The organism is Pseudomonas sp. St290 (genome assembly GCF_018325805.1).
GTDB lineage: Bacteria > Pseudomonadota > Gammaproteobacteria > Pseudomonadales > Pseudomonadaceae > Aquipseudomonas > Aquipseudomonas bijieensis.
Window position 1 is genome coordinate 6,753,115 of the sequence record NZ_AP014703.1, and the last position, 22,784, is coordinate 6,775,898.

Below are 22,784 nucleotides of genomic sequence, written 5' to 3' on the forward strand. Positions count from 1 at the left end.
GCTTAGCCGGCAAGCGCAAATGCTGGCGCCATCCGCTCCTGCTCATTAGAGGAAATTCCCAGATAGCGCGCGACCCTGGGCCATTTTCTGACGACCCCCTGGAATCGCTCGATGGTTTGTCTGGCATCGTCAGCAGACACGCGGAAGTAGCCGGCCACGCTCATTGCCAAATCAAGGTCTATGGCGTTATCTGCCTCTGAAACGTTGAGCCTCAAGCCAGTGTCGCCAGGGACAGGGTTCATGTCATATGCAGGCGAAAGACGCCAACCGCGCCCTGGCACTAATAGGAAGCCATGGTTTCGTAGATGATCGTCAGTATTCGAAACCAGCATGTTGAAGACTATTCTTCGCCAAAGCTCGCGAAGATCTGCTTCGGGTGCGGCACCCGCCCTTATCAATACCTCTGCAATCTCCAGATAGCTTGCCCCTGTCTCATGCCCATCACCATCCTGGTGCTCCGTCAGAGTCATCGCTGAAGCAAAGTGAAGTCGCCCACCCTCTGCTGTTCTGTCAAAACGCTTAACCATGAAACAGTGGTGATCACTTGCGTATCGTTGCGCTCTTCCTTCGGCAACATATAGCTCACAGCCTTGGGCCAATGTGTTGACGACCATCTCCCAAGCGCCTACATCGTGGGTATCTCTATTACTGGGGAACTTTCCTATCCAGAGAGCGTGATCGTCATCTACTACGCTTGCCTTGGGCCTCGCTCCACCCAGAGAGCCACCTGGGGCAATGAGCATTCGAATCCAGTCCTGACCCTGAGCCCCCCAATCCTCTCCAGCTTCAAATCGACGCGAAGCCTCTTCAAGCTCACGCATGCGGGCCATGGGTGGGGCGGCTTGCTCCACATGGTCATCAAGGAACTCTCCCTCTTCCTCGACTTTGAAACGCAGTCCCCCTACCCGGTAGACGTCGTGGACACCGATGAGGTAGTCCGAGTCAAATAGCCGTGCGTCCTGCGGTACAACTCCTGCTCTTTTATCCCGCTCCAAGCGACGATCCATCAGCAGTCGCCCCCATCGATCAGGTGAGGAGTCCGATACGCACCCAAAGCAATTTCTCGCTGGATATTGCCGTCCTTCGTAAGGCTGAATCCGAGGGTCGATGGCGATTTGAGTGTGGATGGATTGAAGAACAGCCCGCGCGTATTCAAATTCCATACGCTCGGATCCTGCCAATCTGCGGGAATGAAGGGTCCCAAGCAGTACCGGTGCTGTTTCATCCCAGTCTGCGTAGACGAAAATCCTTTCAGGCATCGTCGTCCCCTAAAAGTTTCTTGGCCAGTTCAGAGCTTGTCTGGCTCCGACTGTCAGCGGCTGGCGATGTAGAAATATTCTCTTTCGCTGAAACGCTGACCAGGTTGTTCCAATGAAACTCACTGGGCAGCCGTACTTTTGGCTTGATGTGCTCGACTGCAGAGCGCCCTTTCAACTCAGCATCTTGCAGATCACGGCCTAACTCATCTGTGCGTGCGAGCAATTCGAGGTCCTTCTCCAACCCCAAGGCTACTAGCACTGAAACGTAGGCGCCGATGGTCACAGCGGGGCTGCCACTCTCCAGCGCTCTCAACGTGGGGGCGCTCATGCCTGCCCGCGCCGCCATTTGCGCCGCCGTTATCTTACGGCGCTTACGAGCCAGCTCAATGCGTTCACCAAACTGGCGCAGGAGCCGCTCGGCTGACGGCATGAGGGGTGCGGTTTTTTTAGGCATGGCTGTATTTTTTCAATTTCTGCAGGAATTTGAAAAAATACTAGCATACATCTCCCCAACATCTGCTCGGAAGGGCAACTTATGAAAGTATTTCTTCAAAAAATCGCGCTAAATAAAAAAATACTTTGTATAGAGACTGTGCTTGCTAAATCGAAGGGATCAGCCCAGACGTTACTGGCCTGACGGCTAAGGCGACGGCAGGAGTAACACGCAGCGGCGTGGTTACCCCAGGCTCGACAGTACGGAGTGTCTGGTGATCGGGTTTAGCAGCGCTAAACCCGAAAGGACTTATTACTTGGGATCAGCAGGGACGACTCACTCCACCGTCACAGACTTCGCCAAATTCCGCGGCTGGTCCACATCCGTGCCCTTGAGCACAGCGACGTAGTACGACAGCAGTTGCAGCGGGATGGTGTAGAGGATTGGCGACAGGATGTCGTGGATGTGTGGCATGTGCACCACGTGGGTACCTTCGCCATTGGTCATGCCGGCCTTTTCGTCAGCAAAGACAATCAACTGGCCGCCGCGGGCGCGGACTTCCTGCAGGTTGGACTTGAGCTTTTCCAGCAGCTCGTTATTCGGCGCGACGGTGACGACGGGCATGTCGTTATCCACAAGCGCCAGCGGACCGTGCTTGAGCTCCCCGGCCGGGTAGGCCTCGGCGTGAATGTAGGAGATTTCCTTGAGCTTCAAGGCCCCTTCCATCGCCACCGGGAATTGCGCGCCACGACCGAGGAACAGGGTGTGGTTCTTCTCGGCGAACAGCTCGGCGATTTTTTCCACGGTGCTGTCCATGGCCAAGGCTTCGCCCAGGCGGGCAGGCAGGCGACGCAGTTCTTCCACCAGCTTGGCCTCGACGCCTTCACCCAGGGTGCCGCGAACCTGGCCCAGGGACAGGGTCAGCAACAGCAGGCCCACCAGTTGCGTGGTGAACGCCTTGGTCGACGCCACGCCGATTTCACGACCGGCCTGGGTCAGCAGGGTCAGGTCGGACTCGCGCACCAGCGAGCTGATGCCGACGTTGCAGATCGCCAGGCTGGCGAGGAACCCCAGTTCCTTGGCATTGCGCAGGGCGGCCAGGGTGTCGGCGGTTTCGCCCGACTGGGAAATGGTGACGAACAGCGAATCGGGCTGCACCACCACTTTGCGATAGCGGAACTCGCTGGCGACTTCGACCTGGCACGGGATACCCGCCAGTTCTTCCAGCCAGTAACGGGCGACCATGCCGGCGTGATAACTGGTGCCGCAGGCCACGATCTGCACGTTGCGGACCTTGGCGAACAACTCCGCCGCCTGTGGACCGAATGCCTGGACCAGGACCTGGCTCTGGCTCATGCGGCCTTCCAGGGTGCGTTGCACCACAGCCGGTTGTTCGTGGATTTCCTTGAGCATGAAGTGGCGGAACTCGCCTTTGTCGGCAGCTTCGGCACCGTCGCGGTATTGGACGGTCTCACGTTCCACGCTTTTGCCGGCCAGATCCCAGATCTGCACGCTGTCGCGGCGTATTTCGGCGATGTCGCCTTCTTCCAGGTACATGAAGCGGTCGGTGACCTGGCGCAGCGCCAACTGATCGGACGCCAGGAAGTTTTCCCCCAGGCCCAGGCCGATGACCAAAGGGCTGCCGCTGCGGGCCGCCACCAGGCGATCGGGTTGTTTCGCGCTGATAACCGCCAGGCCATAGGCACCGTGCAGTTCCTTGACGGTGGCCTTGAGGGCGACAGTCAGGTCCACCAGATCCTTGAGCTTGTGATTGAGCAAGTGAGCGATGACTTCAGTGTCGGTGTCCGAGCTGAACACATAGCCGAGCGCCTTGAGCTGTTCACGCAAAGCTTCGTGGTTTTCGATGATGCCGTTGTGCACCACCGCCAGGTCGCCGGAAAAGTGCGGGTGAGCGTTACGCTCGCATGGCGCGCCATGGGTGGCCCAGCGAGTGTGGGCAACGCCAAGGCGACCGATCAGCGGTTCGGCCTCCAGGGCCTGTTCCAGCTCGCTGACCTTGCCTGGGCGACGCATGCGCTCGAGCTTCTCGTCGTTGGTGAACACCGCTACACCGGCGCTGTCGTAGCCGCGGTATTCCAGGCGCTTGAGGCCCTCGAGCAAGATTGCAGTGATGTTGCGTTCAGCAACGGCGCCGACAATTCCACACATGCTATTTCTCCTGGCTGACAGGCGCGCAGATCAAGGTGATGCCGCGGGCCTGAATCTGATCGCGGGCCTCTACGGGCAGGCGATCATCGGTAATAAGGGTATGGACGCTGCTCCACGGCAGCTCCAGGTTGGGAATCTTGCGGCCGATCTTGTCGGCCTCCACCATCACGATCACTTCGCGGGCCACCTCAGCCATCACGCGGCTCAGGCCCAGCAGTTCGTTGAAGGTGGTGGTACCTCGAACCAGATCGATGCCGTCGGCTCCGATGAACAGCTGGTCGAAATCGTAGGAACGCAGGACCTGCTCGGCCACTTGGCCCTGGAACGACTCGGAGTGAGGGTCCCAAGTGCCGCCGGTCATCAACAGCACCGGCTCATGCTCCAATTCGCTCAAGGCATTGGCGACATGCAGGGAATTGGTCATCACCACCAAGCCCGGCTGTTGGCCGAGTTGAGGAATCATGGCCGCCGTAGTGCTGCCGCTGTCGATGATGATGCGCGCATGTTCGCGGATCCGCTTCACAGCGGCCCGGGCAATGGCGAGTTTGTACTTGGAGACGGTCTGCCCGTTATCGGCCACCAATTCCTGCGGCATTGGCACCGCGCCACCGTAGCGCCGCAGCAGCAGGCCGTTGGTTTCCAAGGCGGCGAGGTCCTTGCGAATCGTAACTTCCGAGGTTTCGAAGCGCTTGGCCAGTTCATCCACACTGACCTCACCCTGCTCCTGGAGCAAGGCAAGGATGTTGTGCCGGCGTTGTGGCGTGTTGCGTTTCGACATGGCGGGATAAGTTTCGATTCGAAAGATAACGTAAGCAATCAAAACCTATTGGAGCGATATCGTCAAGGCGCAACAAGAAAAATTCAGAAATCCCCTAATGAAATGTGGGAGCGAGCCTGCTCGCGAAGCGGTGAGTCAGCCAATACTGCTCTTCTGCCCCACCGCTTCGCGAGCAGCCTCGCTCCCACAGGGGAATGTGGATAACTTCAGGGTTTCTTGATTTTTTCTGGTCGCTTCCAACCATCGATATTGCGCTGGCGAGCGCGTCCAACCGCCAATTGAGCGTTATCCACATTCTGCGTGATGGTCGAACCGGCCGCCGTGGTCGCACCGCTGGAGATATCCACAGGCGCGACCAAGGAGTTGTTCGAGCCGATGAACACGTCTTCGCCCAATACGGTTTTCCACTTGTTGGCGCCATCGTAATTGCAGGTGATGGTGCCGGCGCCAATGTTGGTGCGGGCGCCGACTTCAGCGTCACCGAGGTAGGTCAGGTGCCCGGCCTTGGCGCCTTCGCCCAGGTGAGCATTCTTGAGTTCGACGAAGTTACCCACATGGGCACGGGCCTCCAGCACAGAGCCTGGCCGCAGGCGGGCAAACGGGCCGGCGTCGCTGCCTTCGCCCATGATTGCACCGTCGATATGACTGTTGGCCTTGATCACCACGCCTTTGCGCAAGGTGCTGTCCTTGATCACACAGTTCGGGCCGATCACCACGTCGTCTTCGATGACAACCTTGCCTTCGAGGATGACGTTGATATCGATGACCACGTCGCGGCCCACGCTGACTTCACCGCGTACGTCGAAACGGGCCGGGTCGCGCAGGGTCACGCCTTGCGCCATGAGGCGGCGGGCGGCGCGCAATTGGTAGTGGCGCTCCAGCTCGGCCAGTTGCCGGCGATCGTTGGCGCCCTGCACTTCCATGGCGTCCAGCGGCTGCTCGGTGGCGACGACCAGGCCGTCAGCAACGGCCATGGCGATCACATCGGTCAGGTAGTACTCGCCCTGGGCGTTGTTGTTCGACAGACGACTCATCCAGTCACCCAGGCGCTCGGCCGGCACGGCAAGAATCCCGGTATTGCCCTCGGTGATCGCGCGCTGGGCTTCGTTGGCGTCCTTTTGCTCGACAATCGCCGTCACCTGGCCGTCGGCGTTACGCACAATGCGGCCGTAACCGGTGGGGTCATCCAACTCGACAGTCAGCAGGCCCAGCTGCTGTGGCGCGACATGCTTGAGCAGGCGCTGCAAGGTCTCGACTTCGATCAGCGGCACATCGCCGTAGAGAATCAGCACCGTATCGGCCGTGATGAACGGCACGGCCTGGGCCACGGCATGGCCGGTACCGAGTTGTTTGTCCTGCAGGACGAAATTCAGGTCATCCGCCGCCAGGCGTTCGCGTACCGCATCGGCACCGTGGCCGATCACCACGTGGATGCGCTGTGGATCAAGTTGCCGCGCGCTGTGGATAACATGGCCGAGCATGGAATTGCCGGCTACCGGGTGCAATACCTTGGGCAGCGCCGAACGCATGCGGGTGCCTTGACCGGCCGCGAGGATAACGATTTCGAGAGACATGACTGGCTACCAATCCTGGGTGGTCAGCGGCTGCGACCAGATGATGAGTGTCGGGAAAAAGAAAAAAGGGTAGCCGAGGCTACCCTTTTTAATCAATCGCACAGAAAGCAGACGGCTTAGCCGCCGAACTTCTTGCGGATCTGCTGGACGGTGCGCAGCTGGGCTGCGGCCTCGGCCAGACGTGCAGCAGCAGAACCGTAGTCGAAGTCTGCGCCTTTTTCGTTCAGGGCCTTCTCGGCAGCCTTGACGGCTTCCTGAGCGGAGGCTTCGTCCAGGTCGGCAGCACGTTGCACGGTGTCGGCAAGGACCTTGACCATGTTCGGCTGAACCTCGAGGAAACCACCGGAGATGTAGAACACCTCGGTTTCCCCGCCCTGCTTGATCAAGCGGATCGGACCCGGTTTCAGATTAGTGATCAGCGGTGCGTGACCCAGAGCGATACCAAGATCACCCAGCTCACCATGCGCAACCACCATCTCGACCAGACCGGAGAAGATTTCCCCTTCCGCACTGACGATATCGCAATGGACTGTCATAGCCATCTGATTGCCTCAACCTAAATTAGCGCCCGTTGCCGGGCGCCGGGATTACAGTTTCTTGGCTTTCTCGATCGCTTCTTCGATGCCGCCGACCATGTAGAACGCTTGTTCTGGCAGGTGGTCGTAGTCACCGTTGAGGATGCCTTTGAAGCCAGCAATGGTGTCTTTCAGGGAAACGTATTTACCCGAGGCACCGGTGAAGACTTCAGCCACGAAGAACGGCTGCGACAAGAAGCGCTGGATCTTACGAGCACGGTTTACCAACTGCTTGTCGGCTTCCGAGAGCTCGTCCATACCCAGGATCGCGATGATGTCCTTCAGTTCCTTGTAACGCTGCAGCACGTACTGAACGCCGCGAGCGGTGTCGTAGTGCTCCTGGCCGATCACGTTCGGGTCCAGCTGGCGCGAAGTCGAGTCCAGTGGGTCAACCGCTGGGTAGATACCCAGGGAAGCGATGTCACGGGACAGAACGACGGTGGCGTCCAAGTGGGCGAAGGTGGTCGCTGGCGACGGGTCGGTCAAGTCGTCCGCTGGTACGTATACCGCTTGGATCGAGGTGATCGAGCCTTGCTTGGTCGAAGTGATGCGCTCTTGCAGCACGCCCATCTCTTCAGCCAGGGTCGGTTGGTAACCTACTGCCGAAGGCATACGGCCCAGCAGTGCGGATACTTCGGTACCGGCCAGGGTGTAACGGTAGATGTTGTCGACGAACAGCAGAACGTCGTTACCTTCGTCACGGAACTTCTCGGCCATGGTCAGGCCGGTCAGGGCTACGCGCAGACGGTTTCCCGGCGGCTCGTTCATCTGGCCGTAGACCAGTGCCACTTTGTCCAGAACGTTGGAATCCTTCATCTCGTGGTAGAAGTCGTTACCCTCACGAGTACGCTCACCCACACCAGCGAACACGGAATAACCGCTGTGCTCGATGGCGATGTTACGGATCAGTTCCATCATGTTTACGGTCTTGCCTACACCGGCACCACCGAACAGACCGACTTTACCGCCCTTGGCGAACGGGCAAACCAGGTCGATAACCTTGATGCCGGTTTCCAGCAGCTCGTTGCCACCTGCCTGCTCAGCGAAGGTTGGCGCAGGACGGTGAATGCCCCAGCGCTCTTCGGTGTCGATCGGGCCAGCTTCGTCGATCGGGTTGCCCAGTACGTCCATGATCCGGCCCAGGGTCGCTTTACCGACCGGTACGGAGATGGCTGCGCCAGTGTTGTTGACGTCCAGACCGCGCTTCAAGCCCTCGGTGGAGCCCATCGCAATGGTACGAACCACACCGTCGCCCAGCTGCTGCTGAACTTCCAGGGTGGTTTCGGCGCCTTGAACCTTCAAGGCGTCGTAGATGCTCGGTACGCTGTCGCGTGGAAATTCCACGTCGATAACGGCGCCGATGATTTGAACGATACGTCCGCTACTCATAGCTGGATCCTCTGAATATTTGAACCGTTAAACCGCGGCAGCGCCGCCGACGATTTCCGAGATCTCTTGGGTGATCGCAGCCTGACGCGCCTTGTTGTAGATCAGCTGCAAATCGCTGATCAAATCACCGGCGTTGTCGGTAGCGTTCTTCATCGCGATCATCCGCGCCGCTTGTTCAGCTGCGTTGTTCTCGACCACCGCCTGGTAGACCTGCGACTCCACGTAGCGGACCATCAAGCCGTCGAGCAGCTCCTTGGCGTCCGGTTCGTAGAGATAGTCCCAGTGGTGCTTGAGTTCCTGTTCCGGGGTCGCCACCAGTGGAATCAACTGCTCCACGGTCGGCTGTTGCGTCATGGTGTTGATGAACTTGTTGGATACCACGGACAGGCGGTCGATCCGGCCTTCCAGGTAAGCATCCAGCATCACCTTGACGCTGCCGATCAGGTCATTGATCGACGGTTCTTCACCCAGGTGGCTGATAGCAGCGACGACGTTACCGCCGAAGTTACGGAAGAAAGCCGCACCCTTGCTACCGACCACGCACAGATCGATCTCGACGCCTTGTTCGCGGTTTACCGCCATGTCCTTGACCAGGGCCTTGAACAGGTTGGTGTTCAAGCCACCGCACAGACCACGGTCACTGCTCACCACAACGTAACCGACGCGCTTGATGGCGCGTTCGATCATGAACGGGTGGCGGTATTCCGGGTTGGCGTTGGCCAGATGACCAATCACCTGGCGGATGCGCTCCGCATAAGGACGGCTAGCAGCCATGCGCATTTGTGCCTTGCGCATTTTGCTGACCGCCACTTTTTCCATGGCGCTGGTAATCTTTTGCGTGCTTTTGATGCTCGCAATCTTACTGCGAATCTCTTTTGCGCCTGCCATGTAACACCTATCAGGTTAGCAAGCGGGAGCCTTGCGGCTCCCGCTGCGGCTTACCAGGTTTGGGTGGCCTTGAACTTCTCGATACCGGCTTTGAGGCCAGCGTCGATTTCGTCATTGAAGTCACCTTTAACGTTGATCTTGGCCATCAAATCGGCGTGATCGCGGTTGAAGAAAGCAATCAGCGCTTGTTCGAAGCTGCCGATCTTGGCGATTTCAATGTCAGTCAGGAACCCACGCTCAGCGGCATACAGCGACAGCGCCATGTCAGCGATCGACATTGGTGCGTATTGCTTCTGCTTCATCAGCTCGGTAACGCGCTGACCATGCTCAAGTTGCTTACGGGTCGCTTCGTCCAGGTCAGAAGCGAACTGGGCGAATGCCGCCAGTTCACGGTACTGAGCCAGGGCGGTACGGATACCACCGGACAGCTTCTTGATGATCTTGGTCTGAGCGGCACCACCCACACGGGATACCGAAACACCGGCGTTCACAGCAGGACGGATGCCCGAGTTGAACATGGCCGATTCCAGGAAGATCTGACCGTCGGTGATGGAAATCACGTTGGTCGGAACGAACGCGGAAACGTCGCCAGCCTGGGTTTCGATGATCGGCAGAGCGGTCAGGGAACCGGTCTTGCCAGTCACTGCGCCGTTGGTGAACTTCTCTACGTACTCTTCCGAAACGCGGGAAGCGCGCTCCAGCAGACGGGAGTGGAGATAGAACACGTCGCCTGGGTAGGCTTCACGGCCTGGTGGACGGCGCAGCAGCAGGGAAATCTGGCGGTAGGCCACTGCTTGCTTGGACAGATCGTCATAGACGATCAGCGCGTCTTCACCGCGGTCGCGGAAGTATTCGCCCATGGTGCAACCGGAGTACGGTGCCAGGAATTGCAGCGCGGCCGATTCCGAAGCACTGGCAGCCACGATGATCGTGTTGGCCAGGGCGCCGTTCTCTTCCAGCTTGCGAACCACGTTGGCGATGGTCGATTGCTTCTGACCGATTGCCACGTAGACGCAGAAGATGCCGCTGTTTTTCTGGTTGATGATCGCGTCGATCGCCAGAGCGGTCTTACCGATCTGACGGTCACCGATGATCAGCTCACGCTGGCCACGGCCGACAGGGATCATGGCATCGACAGCCTTGTAGCCAGTCTGTACAGGCTGGTCTACCGACTTACGCCAGATCACGCCAGGAGCAACTTTCTCGACCGCGTCGGTCTCGGTGTTGTTCAGCGGACCTTTGCCGTCAACAGGGTTACCCAGTGCGTCGACTACGCGACCCAGCAGTTCCTTACCAACCGGAACTTCGAGGATGCGGCCGGTGCACTTGGCGCTCATGCCTTCAGCCAGAGTAGTGTATGCGCCCAATACCACGGCACCTACAGAGTCTTGCTCCAGGTTGAGGGCCATACCGTAGACGCCGCCCGGAAACTCGATCATCTCGCCGTACATGACGTCGGCCAGACCGTGAATCCGCACGATGCCGTCAGATACGCTGACGACAGTGCCTTCGTTACGGGCTTGGGAGGTCACATCGAGCTTTTCGATGCGGCCCTTGATAATTTCACTTATTTCGGAAGGATTGAGTTGCTGCATTGCTCTGCTGCCCCTTCAAACTCAAGATTTCAATGCTTCGGCAAGTTTCGCGATTTTGCCGCGAATCGAGCCATCGATAACCAGGTCGCCGGCGCGGATTACAACGCCCCCTATCAGGGACTTGTCTTCCTCGACTTGCAGGCGCACTTCCCGGTTGAGTCGTGCACTGAGAACCTTGGCGAGTTTGTCTTGCTGTTCTTGGTTCAATGCGAAAGCACTGGTCACTTCCACGTCTACCGACTTCTCTTGCTCGGCCTTGTACAGGTCGAAAAGAGCGGCGATCTCCGGCAGAAGCGGGAGACGGTCGTTTTCGGCAACGACATGAATGAAATTCTGTGCCTTGGCATCGAACTTGTCGCCGCACACGTCAATGAACGTGGCGGCCTTTTCTGCGCTCGTCAGTCGCGGGGCCTTGAGCACGCGCTGCATGGTGTCGTCTTGCGACACCGCTGCTGCCAGGCCGAGCATGGCTGACCAATTGGCCAGTTGCTGGTGGGCCTGAGCGTGCTCGAAGGCCGCCTTAGCGTAAGGTCGGGCCAACGTGGTCAGTTCTGCCATGATCGCCCTCGCTTAGATTTCAGCAGCCAGTTGGTTTACCAGCTCTGCGTGCGCGTTTTGATCGATTGTGGCACCCAGGATCTTCGAAGCACCGCCAACGGCCAGGGCACCCACTTGGGCACGCAGCGCGTCTTTGACACTGTTGAGTTCCTGTTCGATCTCGGCTTGAGCCTGAGCCTTCACACGGTCAGCTTCGACGCGAGCCTGTTCACGGGCTTCGTCAACAATCTGGGTACCGCGTTTCTTGGCTTGCTCGATGATTTCAGCTGCCTGAGCCTTCGCTTCGCGCAGTTGCTGACCCACTTTCTCATGGGCCAACTCCAGGTCGCGAGCTGCACGGCTGGCAGCGTCCAGACCATCAGCGATCTTCTTTTGACGTTCGTGCAATGCCGCAATGACCGGAGGCCATACGAACTTCATGCAGAACAGTACAAAAATCAGGAACGCAACGGACTGGCCAATCAGGGTCGCATTAATGTTCACGCCAACACCTCGCAGTTACGTTGTCCATCACACCAATCTACTCGAGACATCCGAGTAATTAGCCAGCGATTTGACCAACGAACGGGTTCGCAAAGGTGAAGAACAGAGCGATACCAACACCGATCATGGTCACGGCGTCGAGCAGACCAGCCACGATGAACATTTTTACTTGCAGCATTGGAACCATTTCTGGCTGACGCGCTGCGCCTTCCAGGAACTTGCCGCCCAGCAGGCCGAAACCAATTGCGGTACCCAGTGCGCCCAGGCCGATCAACAGTGCAACAGCGATAGCGGTTAGACCAACTACAGTTTCCATCTTTCCTCCCGACTTTTACGTCGTATGGTTTAGGTTTTTTAGATTAAAGCGGTAAAACAAATCGTTTCTCAGCCCGGTTCGGGCTCCTTCCCGTTTGACCGGGAAGGACATCAGACTAGTCGAGACTGGCCTTAATGGTTTTCTTCGTGCGCCATCGACAGGTAGACGATGGTCAGCATCATGAAGATGAACGCCTGCAGGGTGATGATCAGGATGTGGAATACAGCCCACGCCCATTGCAGGACTACACCCAGGCCGCTGAGCCACAGCAGGCCGCTGCCGAACATCACAGCGATCAGGATGAACACCAGCTCGCCGGCATACATGTTGCCGAACAGACGCAGTGCCAGAGAAATTGGTTTGGCGATCAGGGTCACGAATTCCAGCAGGAAGTTCACCGGGATCAGCAGGGCTTGAACCAGGATGTTCTTGCTGCCGAACGGGTGCAGGGTCAGTTCGCCGATGAAGCCGCCGATGCCCTTGACCTTGATGCTATAGAAAATGATCAGTGCGAAGACCGAGAACGCCATGCCCAGGGTCGCGTTCGGGTCGGTGGTCGACACGGCGCGGAATGGGATGTGGTGGTCGCCGGAGATCAGGATGGCCAGCTGAGGAATCCAGTCGACCGGTACCAGGTCGACGGCGTTCATCAGAAACACCCAGACGAAGATGGTCAGTGCCAGCGGTGCGATCACCGGGCTACGGCCATGGAAGCTGTCTTTCACGCTGCCATCGACGAATTCGACCAGTACTTCAACGAAGTTCTGCAGTGCGCCGGGCTGACCGGAGGTCGCTTTCTTTGCCGCCATGCGGAAAAGAAGAACGAAAATCAGGCCCAGTGCGACCGACCAGCCGAGGGTATCGACGTGGAAAGCCCAGAAGCCCATTTCCTTGGCTTCTGCTGCGGAGTGGGCAAAGCCCCAGCCGCCGTTGGGTAGCTGACCGAAGGTCAGGTTCTGCAAGTGGTGCTGGATATAGCCCGAAGCGGTTGTCTCTGCCATGGTTGCCTCAAACGCCCTAAGGTCTCGAAAGTCTTGTTCTCATTAGCAGGGGAGCGAACCAGCTAACCAGTTGGGTCAGCAAGAAGACACCGAATACAGCCAGTGGTGCCAATGGCTTCACACCTGCGAACGTCAGCGCAAACAGCACTGCCGTCAAAATCAGTTTCCCCGCCTCGCCGGCATAAAAAGACCGGACGATAGCCTGGGCTGCTCGGGCGCCGGAAAACCGAAATGCCCTGTGAGCGAAGTAAATATTGGGGAGCAAGGCTATCAGGCCTCCGCAAAGACCTGAGTATCCGGCGACGACTCCTTTCCATTGCCAGAGCGCCAATGCGGCGATCAGTACAACGATGAACTGAGTCATCAAAACCGGGAAAACTGCCAGACGATGGAACGGCAAGCGGTTTGGCGTGCGGGTTTCCATCGCTTTTGCTCTCCAAGGGTCGGCCGCCATAATTCAATAACTTGGCATAATTTGTGCCGACAAAATGCGCGCAGAGTATAGGGGCGGTTCTGCCCCTATTCAACTGTCAGGTAGTGATTTCCGACTGCGCGCTACAAGAGCAATTGTTTCAGCGAATGTGTGCAAGGACACCTTGCAGTTCATCGAGGGAGTTATAACCGATCACCAGTTGCCCTTTGCCCTTCTTGCCGTGGCGAATCTGCACCGCAGAGCCCAGGCGCTCGGCCAGGCGCTGTTCCAGACGAGCGATATCAGGATCGATTTTGGGGGCTTCGACGGGGGCCGGTTTACCGCTGAGCCACTGACGAACCAGTGCCTCGGTTTGGCGCACAGTCAGACCTCGTGCGACAACATGTCGCGCCCCTTCAACTTGTTGATTTTCCGGCAAACCGAGCAATGCCCGGGCATGACCCATTTCCAGGTCGCCATGGGACAGCATGGTCTTGATGACTTCCGGCAACGCAATCAGGCGCAGCAGGTTGGCCACGGTCACGCGGGACTTGCCCACCGCCTCGGCGACCTGTTGCTGGGTCAGCTGGAATTCCTGCTGCAAACGCTGCAGGGCCACGGCTTCCTCGATCGGGTTGAGGTCTTCACGCTGGATGTTCTCGATCAGCGCCATGGCAATGGCGGTTTCATCCGGCACATCGCGCACCATGGCCGGGATGGTTTCCTGGCCGGCCTGCTGGCTGGCGCGCCAACGGCGTTCACCGGCGATGATCTCGAAACGCCCATTGGCGATCGGACGGACCACGATCGGCTGCATCACGCCCTGGCTCTTGATCGACTGGGCCAGTTCTTCCAGCGCCTGCGGGTCCATGTCTCGGCGCGGCTGGTATTTGCCGCGTTGGATCAGGTCCAGGGGCAGATGCTGCAACTCGCGCTGATCGGCCTGGACGGCCTGTTCTTCCAGCGAGCTGACAGTCGGACCGCTGAGCAGTGCATCCAGTCCACGTCCGAGACCTCGTTTCTTGACGGCCATGGGGTTTCCTTAAGTTGGCTGGGCTGCAGCGGTGCGTGGGTTACGGCGCTGACGGCGAACCATCTCGCCCGCCAGGGCCAGGTAGGCCAGCGCACCACGGGATTGTTTGTCGTAGGCCAGGGCCGGCATGCCGTAGCTCGGCGCTTCGGCCAGGCGAATGTTACGCGGGATGACAGTGTCGTAGAGCTGCTCGCCGAAGTGTTCCTTGAGCTGGGCCGAGACATCGTTCATCAGGCTAAGGCGCGGGTCATACATGGTCCGCAGCAGGCCTTCGACCTTCAGATCCGGGTTCAGCAGTTCGGCGATGCGCTTGATGTTATCCACAAGGTCGCTCAACCCTTCCAGGGCGAAGTACTCGCACTGCATGGGGATAATTACCCCATCGGCCGCCACCAGGGCGTTGAGGGTCAGCATCGACAACGACGGCGGGCAGTCGATCAGGATGTAATCGTAGTTTTCCCGGATCGGTGCCAAGGCGCTGCGCAGGCGGCTTTCCTTCATCTGCATTTCCAGCAGCACCACTTCGGCCGCCGTCAAATCACGGTTGGCCGGCAGCAGTTGATAACCGCCGTGTTCGGAGAAGTGCATGGCCTGGCCCAGATCGCATTCGCCGATCAGGACGTCATAGATGGAGTTTTCCAGGCCATGTTTATCCACACCGCTGCCCATGGTGGCGTTGCCCTGTGGATCGAGATCGATCAACAGCACCCGGCGCTTGGTCGCGACCAGGGATGCTGCGAGGTTGATGCAGGTGGTGGTCTTGCCCACACCACCCTTCTGGTTCGCTATCGCGAATACCTTAGCCATTCTTGCTTGTGTTCCCAATCATGCCGTGCGGCGCAGTATCAGCAGATGGCGTTGGCCTTGGCAACCAGGTACGGCCAAGGCGTGTTCGCTATCGAGGTGGAAGTCTGCCGGCAATGCTACCAGCTCATCGGCCGGATGAACGCCCTTCATTGCCAGCCAGCGCGTATTGGCGTCGCCCAGGTGGCGAGTCCAGTTGCTGAAGTTCTCCATGCTGCTGAACGCCCGGGAGATGATCCCGTTGAACGGCTGCGCAGGTTGGAACGCTTCGACGCGGCTGTGGATAACTTGCAGGTTATCCAGTTTGAGTTCGAGTTTGACCTGGGTCAGGAAGCGGGTTTTCTTGCCGTTGCTGTCCAGACAGGTCACTTGCGAGCCGGGAAACAGGATCGCCAGCGGGATTCCCGGCATGCCACCGCCGCTGCCGACATCCAGCCAGCGACCGTTTTCGATGAAGGACATGACGCTGAGGCTGTCGAGCAAATGCCGCGAGACCATTTCATCCGGATCGCGCACGGCGGTCAGGTTGTAGGCCTTGTTCCATTTGATCAACAACGCCAGATAACCCAGCAGTTGCGCATGCTGGGCTTCGGTCAGGCTGACGCCGAGCTGACGGGCACCTGTGGATAACTCTTCAGCGTGTTGCGAGGTGACCATCGAACTCAAGCGCTTTGCTCCAACTGGCGGCCCGCGCCGCGTTTTTTCAAATGAATCAACAACAGGGAAATCGCCGCCGGCGTGACGCCGGGAATGCGCGAAGCCTGGCCCAGGGTCTCTGGACGGGTCGCACCGAGCTTGCTCTGGATTTCTTTCGACAGCCCGGAAATGCCGGTGTAGTCGATATCCACAGGCAGCCTGGTGTCTTCACTGGCGCGCAGACGGGCGATTTCGTCCTGTTGGCGGTCAATGTAACCGGCGTATTTGGTCTTGATCTCAACCTGTTCGGCCACCTGTGGATCGTCCGCGCCCTGGCCAGTCACTTCCACCAGCCCGGCGTAGTCGATTTCCGGACGGCTCAAGAGGTTGAGCAGGTTGTATTCATGGGTCAGTGGCGTGCCGAATTTCGCCGCAATGGCATCACCTTGCTCGGTGCCGGGACGAACCCAAGTGCTTTTCAGGCGCTGCTCTTCCAGCTCGATACTCTCGCGTTTCTTGCAGAACGCGGCCCAGCGCACGTCGTCCACCAACCCCAACTCACGACCTTTCTCGGTCAGGCGCAGGTCGGCGTTGTCTTCACGCAGGATCAGGCGATATTCGGCACGGGAGGTGAACATCCGATACGGCTCCTGGGTACCCAGGGTAATCAGGTCGTCCACCAGCACCCCGATGTACGCTTCATCGCGGCGTGGGCACCAGCTGTCTTTGCCCAGGGCGCGCAGCGCTGCGTTGGCACCGGCCAACAGCCCTTGGGCACCGGCCTCTTCGTAACCGGTGGTGCCGTTGATCTGCCCGGCGAAGAACAGACCGCCGATAGTTTTGGTTTCCAGGCTGTACTTCAAATCGCGCGGATCGAAGTAGTCGTACTCGATCGCATAACCCGGACGCACGATGTGCGCGTTCTCCATGCCCCGGATCGATTGCACGATCTGCAATTGCACGTCGAACGGCAGACTTGTGGATATCCCGTTCGGATACAGCTCATGGGTGGTCAAACCTTCCGGTTCGATGAACACCTGGTGGCTTTCCTTGTCGGCAAAGCGATGGATCTTGTCTTCGATCGACGGGCAATAGCGCGGACCGACACCTTCGATTTCACCGGCAGCGGAATACATCGGCGAACGATCGAGGTTCGCCGCGATGATTTCGTGGGTGCGGGCGTTGGTGTGGGTGATCCAGCAACTGACTTGCCGTGGATGCTGTTCCTTGTTGCCCATGAACGACATCACCGGGATCGGCGTGTCGCCAGGCTGCTCGGTCATCACCGAGAAATCCACGGACTTGCCGTCGATGCGAGGTGGTGTACCGGTTTTCAGGCGCCCGACACGCAATGGCAACTCACGCAGACGGTGAGCCAGAGCAATCGACGGCGGATCACCGGCGCGACCGCCAGAAAAATTCTGCAAACCGATGTGGATAAGTCCGCCGAGGAAGGTCCCGGTAGTCAACACCACGGAGTCGGCGAAGAAACGCAGGCCCATTTGCGTGACGACACCGCGCACCTGGTCCTGCTCGACGATCAAGTCATCGGCCGCTTGTTGAAATATCCACAGGTTCGGCTGGTTTTCCAGGATTTCACGGACAGCAGCCTTGTACAGGACTCGGTCGGCCTGGGCGCGAGTAGCGCGCACGGCGGGGCCTTTGCGGCTGTTCAACACGCGAAACTGGATACCACCTTTATCGGTGGCCATGGCCATCGCACCGCCAAGGGCATCGATTTCCTTGACCAGGTGGCTTTTGCCGATCCCACCAATGGCAGGGTTGCAGCTCATGGCGCCAAGGGTTTCCACGTTATGCGTCAGCAACAGGGTCTTTGCCCCCATGCGTGCTGATGCAAGTGCTGCCTCGGTACCGGCATGACCGCCGCCGATGACGATCACTTCAAAACGGGAAGGGAAATCCACCACGCACCTCGTGCCTGCTTTATTCAGGTAATTCGGAATAGGTTTTGAGTCTGGCCCTGGGCGTTTTTCGAACCAGGTCGGCAAGTATAGGGACTTCGCCCTTTCTAAAGAACCCTTTGCACAAAATTTAACCAGCTGTGGAGAACTCGCGGTTAAAAAAATAAAAAAGAAAGAAATTTATAGAATCTTTGTTTTTATGTTTATTCTTACTGAGCTCCCTATCTGTGGATAAGGTCTCACAAGCCTTTATTTTCAATGTGTACAGAGATTCAAAACCCTGTGATCATGTGGCATTGAGGGGCTTGGATAACCGGTGTAAGCCTGTGGATGAATGGGCCTGTTATCCACAGAGGCGCTTATCTTCAGTTTTGAAGGGGGTTTATCAACCGACCTCAGTGGCAGTTATTCACAGGGCTTAATCCACAGAAAGCCGCCGTGATGGGCAGGCCGGTGCCCACGGGCAAGCCGCCATCAAGGGCAATCGTTCTAAAAAAGGAGAAGGAGCGACCGGGTTTGCGTTGGACTCGATAGGCTTCGAGGACAAACCCGGTTTGAAAGGTGGGGCTATTTACCGATGCAGAAGCTGGAAAAGATCCGCCCCAACAAGTCATCGGAACTGAAGGCGCCGGTAATTTCCCCAAGGGAGTGTTGTGCCTGGCGAAGGTCTTCGGCCAACAACTCTCCCGCCCCCGCCAAGGTCAACTGCGCGCGCCCGTGTTCCAGGGCGGCGCTGGCGTGGCGCAAGGCTTCAAGATGCCGCCGGCGGGCGCTGAAGCTGCTTTCCGATGTCTGCTCATAGCCCATGCACGCCTTGAGGTGCTCGCGCAGGAGTTCCAGGCCCTCGCCCGCCGATTTCGCGCTCAGGCTGATGGTCACATGGCCGTCGTTGCTGACCTCGAGAACAATCGCTTCCCCGGTCAGGTCGGCCTTGTTGCGAATCAACGTGACCTTTGCCGGATCCGGGCGGACTTCGAGGAATTCAGGCCATAAGGCAAATGGATCGTCCGCTTCCGGCGCAGTGGCGTCCACCACCAGCAATACCCGGTCGGCTTCACCAATGGCCTTCAGCGCCCGTTCAACGCCGATTTTTTCCACCTTGTCCTCGGTGTCGCGCAAACCTGCGGTATCCACAACGTGCAGCGGCATGCCATCGATGTGGATATGTTCACGCAGAATGTCCCGGGTGGTGCCGGCGATCTCGGTGACAATTGCTGCCTCGCGACCGGCCAGGGCGTTCAGCAGGCTGGATTTGCCAGCATTGGGCCGTCCGGCGATCACCACAGTCATCCCATCGCGCAACAAGGCGCCTTGCCCGGCTTCACGAAGCACTGTGGATAACTCATCGCGTACCTTATCGAGCAAGCTCAGCACGTGGCCATCGGCGAGGAAGTCGATCTCCTCCTCCGGGAAGTCGATGGCCGCCTCGACGTAGATCCGCAGGCCGATCAATTGTTCGGTGAGGTTATGCACACGTTGGGAAAACGCCCCTTGCAATGAACGCAACGCGTTGCGGGCAGCCTGTGCAGAACTGGCTTCGATCAGATCGGCAATCGCCTCGGCCTGGGCCAGGTCGAGCTTGTCGTTGAGAAATGCCCGTTCGCTGAACTCCCCCGGCCGGGCCAGGCGACAGCCCAGTTCAAGGCAGCGCTTGAGCAGCATGTCCAGCACGATGGGCCCGCCGTGTCCTTGCAGTTCCAGCACATCTTCGCCGGTAAACGAATTCGGTCCCGGGAAATACAACGCCAGCCCTTCGTCGAGCACCTGCTGGTCATCACTGAAAAACGGGCCGTAATGCGCAAACCGCGGCTTGAGTTCACGACCGCTGATAGCCTTGGCCGCGACACTGGCCAAGGGCCCCGAAATACGGACGATGCCGACACCGCCGCGACCTTGGGCGGTGGCAACAGCGGCGATGGTTTCACGCGGTGCGCTCATAAACCGGTATCCAGACAAAAGTGGCAGATAGCAAAACGCCCCACTAGGGGGCGTTTTGTGTGGTTATCCACAGAGCAAGTTACGCCTCGGCTTTTTTCGTAGCCGCTTCGATCTTACGCGTGATGTACCACTGCTGAGTAATGGACAGCACGTTGTTCACAACCCAGTACAGCACAAGACCTGCCGGGAACCACAGGAAGAAGAAGGTGAAGATGATTGGCATCATTTTCATGACCTTCGCCTGCATCGGGTCCGGAGGCGTTGGGTTCAACTGCTGCTGGATGAACATGGTCGCGCCCATGATGATCGGCAGGATGAAGAACGGATCCTTGATCGACAGGTCGGTAATCCACAGCATGAACGGTGCCTGACGCATCTCCACGCTTTCCAGCAGAACCCAGTACAGCGACAGGAACACCGGCATCTGTACAAGAATCGGCAAGCATCCACCCAGCGGGTTGATCTTCTCTTTCTTGTACAACTCCATCATGGCCTGGGACATTTTCTGCCGGTCATCGCCATGTTGTTCTTTCAGGGCAGCCAGTTTCGGGGCCACTGCTCGCATGCGCGCCATGGATTTGTAGCTGGCGGCCGACAATGGGAAGAAGATCCCCTTGATCAGCATGGTCAGGAAAATGATCGACCAGCCCCAGTTACCGACGATGCTGTGGATATGTTGCAGCAACCAGAAGATCGGCTGGGCAATGAACCACAGGAAACCGTAGTCCACAGTCAGTTCCAGGCCTGGGGACAACTCTTTCAGCACCGCCTGGCTTTTCGGACCGGCATACAGAATGGCGCTGGTTTCGGCTTTCGCACCTGGCGCGGCAGTCAATGTCGGGCCGGTGTAACCGATGATGAAGTTGCCTTTGCTGTCTTTACGCGTCTGGACGACGTTGCTTTCGCCCTTCTGCGGGATCCAGGCTGTTACAAAATAGTGCTGCAGCCAGGCAACCCAGCCACCTTGGACGGTTTCCTTGAGCTGGCCCTTGTCCATGTCCTTCATGGACACTTTCTTGTACGGCTCCGAACTTGTCCACAGGGCAGCGCCCAGGTAAGTCGCGGTACCGGTGGCGGTGCTGGAGGACGGATCGTCGCTGGCGTCACGCTTGAGTTGCGCGAACATCGCGCCAGACCAAGGCTGGGCGCTCTGGTTGTCGATCAGGTAGGAGACGGTTACGTCATACAGGCCACGCTTCAAGGTGAAACGCTTGATGTAGTTGACGCCATCCTTGCTGAACTTCAGGTCCACGACCAGTTGGTCCTGACCGTCAGCCAGTTGATAAGTCTTCTTCTCGGCGGAGTAGACCGGGCGACCGGCCGGGTTCGAATCCGGGCCATTGGTACCGATCAGGCCACTTTGGGCCAGGTAGGTCCGCTCGTTACCGTTGTCGAACAACTGGAACGGGATTTCCGGATGATCCTGGCGACGTGGGTACAGCGGCAGCTTCAGCTGGGCGACATCACCACCTTGTGGATCGATTGCCAGCTCGAGCACGTCCGTCTTGATCTGGATGAGATCTTTGCTTACGGCCACTGGGGCTTCGGCAGGAGCGCTGGTATCGCTTGCCGCGCGCGGGATGTCGTCATTGTTGGCGGCGTTGTTGCCAACAGGGGCATCCGGCAGGCTCGGTGCGGTATTGCTGGCTGCAACATTCTGAGTCGGCAAGGCAGCCTGGCCATAGTCCTGGTTCCATTTAAGGACCATGACGTAGGACACGATTGCCAGGGCGACGATCAGGATCGTGCGTTTGATATCCATGATTACTCGGCCATCGAAGAAGAACGGGAGGTAGGGATAGGCGGAACCGGGTCATAACCGCCGGGATTCCACGGATGACAGCGACCTAAACGACGAAAGGTCAGCCAGCCACCGCGCAGTAGGCCATGATTTTCTATGGCTTCGTACGCGTAGCAGGAACAACTGGGGTAGAAACGACAGTGACTGGCCATCAAAGGACTAATGGCATAGCGGTAAAACTGGATCGGAACGAGTGCCAGTTTACGCATCGGGACTGTCTACCCCTACAGTTTCGGTGTTGACTGCTGGTACTGGCTTGTTGCGTGCCAGACGCTTCCAGAGCTTGCCGAAATGCTGAATCAATTCGGGGTTTTCTACGTCACCCAAACCTTTGCGCGCGACGATAACAATGTCCCATCCAACCAGTGAATCCTGGTTCAGGCGAAACGATTCGCGCATCAGACGTTTGAGGCGATTGCGCTGAACGGAGAGCTTGACGCTCTTTTTCCCAATAACCAGCCCTAGTCGGGGGTGATCGAGATCGTTGCTGCGCGCAAGGAGCAGGAGATTTTTCCCCGGAACCTTGCCGGTAGGGGAGTCAAAGACTGCCTTGAAATGCCGGGGTGTAAGCAGACGCTTTTCCCGACTGAAGTCCTGACTCACCTCCAGTGCCGGATTATCAAACTGCCAGACGCGCACGACCTTTGGCGCGACGACGCGACAGGACGGCACGACCGTTCTTGGTAGCCATGCGAGCACGGAAACCGTGGGTACGAGCGCGTTTGATAGTGCTTGGTTGGAAAGTACGTTTCATGTCGTGTTACCTGGTTCGTCCACAACGGGCCGGAATGGCCCCCGTTTTAAGAGACCGGGGATTCTAGAGAAAGCAAGCCTCTAGGTCAATTTCCAACCAGCGTTTCCTTTAAATAGATATCCAGCCGCTTGGGCGGATTCATCACACCACGCTAGATATAGAAATAAAGAAGGAAATTATTTAAAGCTTTTCTGTAAAGCTTATAAAAGCAAGGCGGGCGCCTAGCTGTGGATAACCATGCCTAGGCCTTGTAATCCGCCATGTACAGGGAATGACAACTACAGGGGAAAACGGTGGCAAGCCTGTGCTGCACTGTCGGATAAGCTGTGCGTGGAATGGTTAGTTATCCACAGGGCGGTTATCCACCGACTTTCGCCCCCACTTGTGCAATGCCCTCAGGGTCGGTTATCCACAGAGCTTATCCACCGACCGCCTGTCGTCTTTTTCTGAGTTAAAGCATTGATAA

The 22,784-nt window shown here is 58.1% G+C and carries 23 protein-coding genes; all 23 read right to left on the reverse strand.

The annotated features are described in order from the left end of the window. Positions 1–2: 2 nt before the first annotated feature. Positions 3–1,259 (reverse strand): type II toxin-antitoxin system HipA family toxin, encoded by a 1,257-nt coding sequence (locus PBDP_RS29740; protein ID WP_212801650.1) that lies wholly within the window; start codon positions 1,257–1,259, stop codon positions 3–5. After that, entirely contained in the window at positions 1,252–1,713 is a 462-nt protein-coding gene (locus PBDP_RS29745) for a helix-turn-helix domain-containing protein (protein WP_109752823.1), read from the reverse strand. Before PBDP_RS29745 ends, PBDP_RS29740 begins: the two co-directional genes overlap by 8 nt. 315 nt (positions 1,714–2,028) lie before the next feature. Further along, positions 2,029–3,861, reverse strand: a complete 1,833-nt coding sequence (gene glmS / locus PBDP_RS29750; protein WP_109752824.1) for a glutamine--fructose-6-phosphate transaminase (isomerizing) — start codon at positions 3,859–3,861, stop codon at positions 2,029–2,031. Position 3,862: 1 nt separating this feature from the next. Continuing rightward, entirely contained in the window at positions 3,863–4,639 is a 777-nt protein-coding gene (locus PBDP_RS29755; protein WP_106274775.1) for a DeoR/GlpR family DNA-binding transcription regulator, read from the reverse strand. A gap of 206 nt (positions 4,640–4,845) precedes the next feature. After that, the gene (gene glmU, locus PBDP_RS29760; RefSeq protein ID WP_116833804.1) at positions 4,846–6,213 is read right to left on the reverse strand and encodes a bifunctional UDP-N-acetylglucosamine diphosphorylase/glucosamine-1-phosphate N-acetyltransferase GlmU; all 1,368 of its coding nucleotides are present in this window, start codon (positions 6,211–6,213) and stop codon (positions 4,846–4,848) included. Between the two features lie 116 nt (positions 6,214–6,329). Beyond that, positions 6,330–6,755 (reverse strand): F0F1 ATP synthase subunit epsilon, encoded by a 426-nt coding sequence (locus tag PBDP_RS29765; protein ID WP_058438442.1) that lies wholly within the window; start codon positions 6,753–6,755, stop codon positions 6,330–6,332. Positions 6,756–6,800: 45 nt separating this feature from the next. Further along, positions 6,801–8,177 (reverse strand): F0F1 ATP synthase subunit beta, encoded by a 1,377-nt coding sequence (gene atpD / locus PBDP_RS29770; RefSeq protein WP_003187186.1) that lies wholly within the window; start codon positions 8,175–8,177, stop codon positions 6,801–6,803. A gap of 27 nt (positions 8,178–8,204) precedes the next feature. Beyond that, positions 8,205–9,065, reverse strand: coding sequence for a F0F1 ATP synthase subunit gamma (gene atpG, locus PBDP_RS29775; protein WP_072397487.1), 861 nt, complete (start codon positions 9,063–9,065; stop codon positions 8,205–8,207). Between the two features lie 50 nt (positions 9,066–9,115). Further along, positions 9,116–10,660 carry a F0F1 ATP synthase subunit alpha gene (gene atpA, locus PBDP_RS29780; protein ID WP_024777788.1) on the reverse strand — a complete coding sequence of 515 codons (1,545 nt, stop codon included), beginning with the start codon at positions 10,658–10,660 and terminating at the stop codon, positions 9,116–9,118. Between the two features lie 21 nt (positions 10,661–10,681). Continuing rightward, positions 10,682–11,218: a F0F1 ATP synthase subunit delta gene (locus PBDP_RS29785; protein ID WP_003187192.1), complete on the reverse strand. Its 537-nt coding sequence runs from the start codon at positions 11,216–11,218 to the stop codon at positions 10,682–10,684. Between the two features lie 12 nt (positions 11,219–11,230). Next, entirely contained in the window at positions 11,231–11,701 is a 471-nt protein-coding gene (locus PBDP_RS29790; RefSeq protein ID WP_003187193.1) for a F0F1 ATP synthase subunit B, read from the reverse strand. A gap of 58 nt (positions 11,702–11,759) precedes the next feature. Then, complete coding sequence (gene atpE, locus PBDP_RS29795) at positions 11,760–12,017, reverse strand: F0F1 ATP synthase subunit C (protein ID WP_003097235.1); 258 nt, start codon at positions 12,015–12,017, stop codon at positions 11,760–11,762. Between the two features lie 131 nt (positions 12,018–12,148). Further along, positions 12,149–13,018 carry a F0F1 ATP synthase subunit A gene (gene atpB, locus PBDP_RS29800; protein WP_003187195.1) on the reverse strand — a complete coding sequence of 290 codons (870 nt, stop codon included), beginning with the start codon at positions 13,016–13,018 and terminating at the stop codon, positions 12,149–12,151. Between the two features lie 16 nt (positions 13,019–13,034). After that, positions 13,035–13,442, reverse strand: coding sequence for a F0F1 ATP synthase subunit I (locus PBDP_RS29805; protein ID WP_109752826.1), 408 nt, complete (start codon positions 13,440–13,442; stop codon positions 13,035–13,037). 148 nt (positions 13,443–13,590) lie between these two features. Beyond that, positions 13,591–14,463 carry a ParB/RepB/Spo0J family partition protein gene (locus tag PBDP_RS29810; protein ID WP_060739912.1) on the reverse strand — a complete coding sequence of 291 codons (873 nt, stop codon included), beginning with the start codon at positions 14,461–14,463 and terminating at the stop codon, positions 13,591–13,593. 9 nt (positions 14,464–14,472) lie between these two features. Next, positions 14,473–15,270, reverse strand: coding sequence for a ParA family protein (locus tag PBDP_RS29815; protein WP_003207100.1), 798 nt, complete (start codon positions 15,268–15,270; stop codon positions 14,473–14,475). Between the two features lie 18 nt (positions 15,271–15,288). Further along, complete coding sequence (rsmG, locus tag PBDP_RS29820; protein WP_178082472.1) at positions 15,289–15,924, reverse strand: 16S rRNA (guanine(527)-N(7))-methyltransferase RsmG; 636 nt, start codon at positions 15,922–15,924, stop codon at positions 15,289–15,291. 5 nt (positions 15,925–15,929) lie between these two features. After that, positions 15,930–17,828 carry a tRNA uridine-5-carboxymethylaminomethyl(34) synthesis enzyme MnmG gene (gene mnmG / locus PBDP_RS29825; RefSeq protein WP_212801651.1) on the reverse strand — a complete coding sequence of 633 codons (1,899 nt, stop codon included), beginning with the start codon at positions 17,826–17,828 and terminating at the stop codon, positions 15,930–15,932. A gap of 564 nt (positions 17,829–18,392) precedes the next feature. Further along, positions 18,393–19,763: a tRNA uridine-5-carboxymethylaminomethyl(34) synthesis GTPase MnmE gene (mnmE, locus tag PBDP_RS29830; RefSeq protein WP_212801652.1), complete on the reverse strand. Its 1,371-nt coding sequence runs from the start codon at positions 19,761–19,763 to the stop codon at positions 18,393–18,395. 79 nt (positions 19,764–19,842) lie between these two features. Next, positions 19,843–21,525, reverse strand: coding sequence for a membrane protein insertase YidC (gene yidC, locus PBDP_RS29835; RefSeq protein ID WP_212801653.1), 1,683 nt, complete (start codon positions 21,523–21,525; stop codon positions 19,843–19,845). A gap of 2 nt (positions 21,526–21,527) precedes the next feature. Further along, positions 21,528–21,773 carry a membrane protein insertion efficiency factor YidD gene (yidD, locus tag PBDP_RS29840; protein ID WP_010465488.1) on the reverse strand — a complete coding sequence of 82 codons (246 nt, stop codon included), beginning with the start codon at positions 21,771–21,773 and terminating at the stop codon, positions 21,528–21,530. Continuing rightward, positions 21,766–22,167: a ribonuclease P protein component gene (gene rnpA / locus PBDP_RS29845; RefSeq protein WP_003207107.1), complete on the reverse strand. Its 402-nt coding sequence runs from the start codon at positions 22,165–22,167 to the stop codon at positions 21,766–21,768. The genes yidD and rnpA overlap by 8 nt, the downstream gene beginning before the upstream one ends. Positions 22,168–22,183: 16 nt before the next feature. Beyond that, entirely contained in the window at positions 22,184–22,318 is a 135-nt protein-coding gene (rpmH, locus tag PBDP_RS29850; RefSeq protein ID WP_003213577.1) for a 50S ribosomal protein L34, read from the reverse strand. Between the last annotated feature and the right edge of the window lie 466 nt (positions 22,319–22,784).

Coding starts and splice junctions, on each gene's coding strand:
- PBDP_RS29740 (WP_212801650.1), bottom strand. CDS start 1,259: ATGCCTGAAAGGATTTTCGTCTACGCAGACTGGGATGAAACAGCACCG.
- PBDP_RS29745 (WP_109752823.1), bottom strand. CDS start 1,713: ATGCCTAAAAAAACCGCACCCCTCATGCCGTCAGCCGAGCGGCTCCTG.
- glmS (WP_109752824.1), bottom strand. CDS start 3,861: ATGTGTGGAATTGTCGGCGCCGTTGCTGAACGCAACATCACTGCAATC.
- PBDP_RS29755 (WP_106274775.1), bottom strand. CDS start 4,639: ATGTCGAAACGCAACACGCCACAACGCCGGCACAACATCCTTGCCTTG.
- glmU (WP_116833804.1), bottom strand. CDS start 6,213: ATGTCTCTCGAAATCGTTATCCTCGCGGCCGGTCAAGGCACCCGCATG.
- PBDP_RS29765 (WP_058438442.1), bottom strand. CDS start 6,755: ATGGCTATGACAGTCCATTGCGATATCGTCAGTGCGGAAGGGGAAATC.
- atpD (WP_003187186.1), bottom strand. CDS start 8,177: ATGAGTAGCGGACGTATCGTTCAAATCATCGGCGCCGTTATCGACGTG.
- atpG (WP_072397487.1), bottom strand. CDS start 9,065: ATGGCAGGCGCAAAAGAGATTCGCAGTAAGATTGCGAGCATCAAAAGC.
- atpA (WP_024777788.1), bottom strand. CDS start 10,660: ATGCAGCAACTCAATCCTTCCGAAATAAGTGAAATTATCAAGGGCCGC.
- PBDP_RS29785 (WP_003187192.1), bottom strand. CDS start 11,218: ATGGCAGAACTGACCACGTTGGCCCGACCTTACGCTAAGGCGGCCTTC.
- atpE (WP_003097235.1), bottom strand. CDS start 12,017: ATGGAAACTGTAGTTGGTCTAACCGCTATCGCTGTTGCACTGTTGATC.
- atpB (WP_003187195.1), bottom strand. CDS start 13,018: ATGGCAGAGACAACCGCTTCGGGCTATATCCAGCACCACTTGCAGAAC.
- PBDP_RS29805 (WP_109752826.1), bottom strand. CDS start 13,442: ATGGAAACCCGCACGCCAAACCGCTTGCCGTTCCATCGTCTGGCAGTT.
- PBDP_RS29810 (WP_060739912.1), bottom strand. CDS start 14,463: ATGGCCGTCAAGAAACGAGGTCTCGGACGTGGACTGGATGCACTGCTC.
- PBDP_RS29815 (WP_003207100.1), bottom strand. CDS start 15,270: ATGGCTAAGGTATTCGCGATAGCGAACCAGAAGGGTGGTGTGGGCAAG.
- rsmG (WP_178082472.1), bottom strand. CDS start 15,924: ATGGTCACCTCGCAACACGCTGAAGAGTTATCCACAGGTGCCCGTCAG.
- mnmE (WP_212801652.1), bottom strand. CDS start 19,763: ATGAGCGCACCGCGTGAAACCATCGCCGCTGTTGCCACCGCCCAAGGT.
- yidC (WP_212801653.1), bottom strand. CDS start 21,525: ATGGATATCAAACGCACGATCCTGATCGTCGCCCTGGCAATCGTGTCC.
- yidD (WP_010465488.1), bottom strand. CDS start 21,773: ATGCGTAAACTGGCACTCGTTCCGATCCAGTTTTACCGCTATGCCATT.
- rpmH (WP_003213577.1), bottom strand. CDS start 22,318: ATGAAACGTACTTTCCAACCAAGCACTATCAAACGCGCTCGTACCCAC.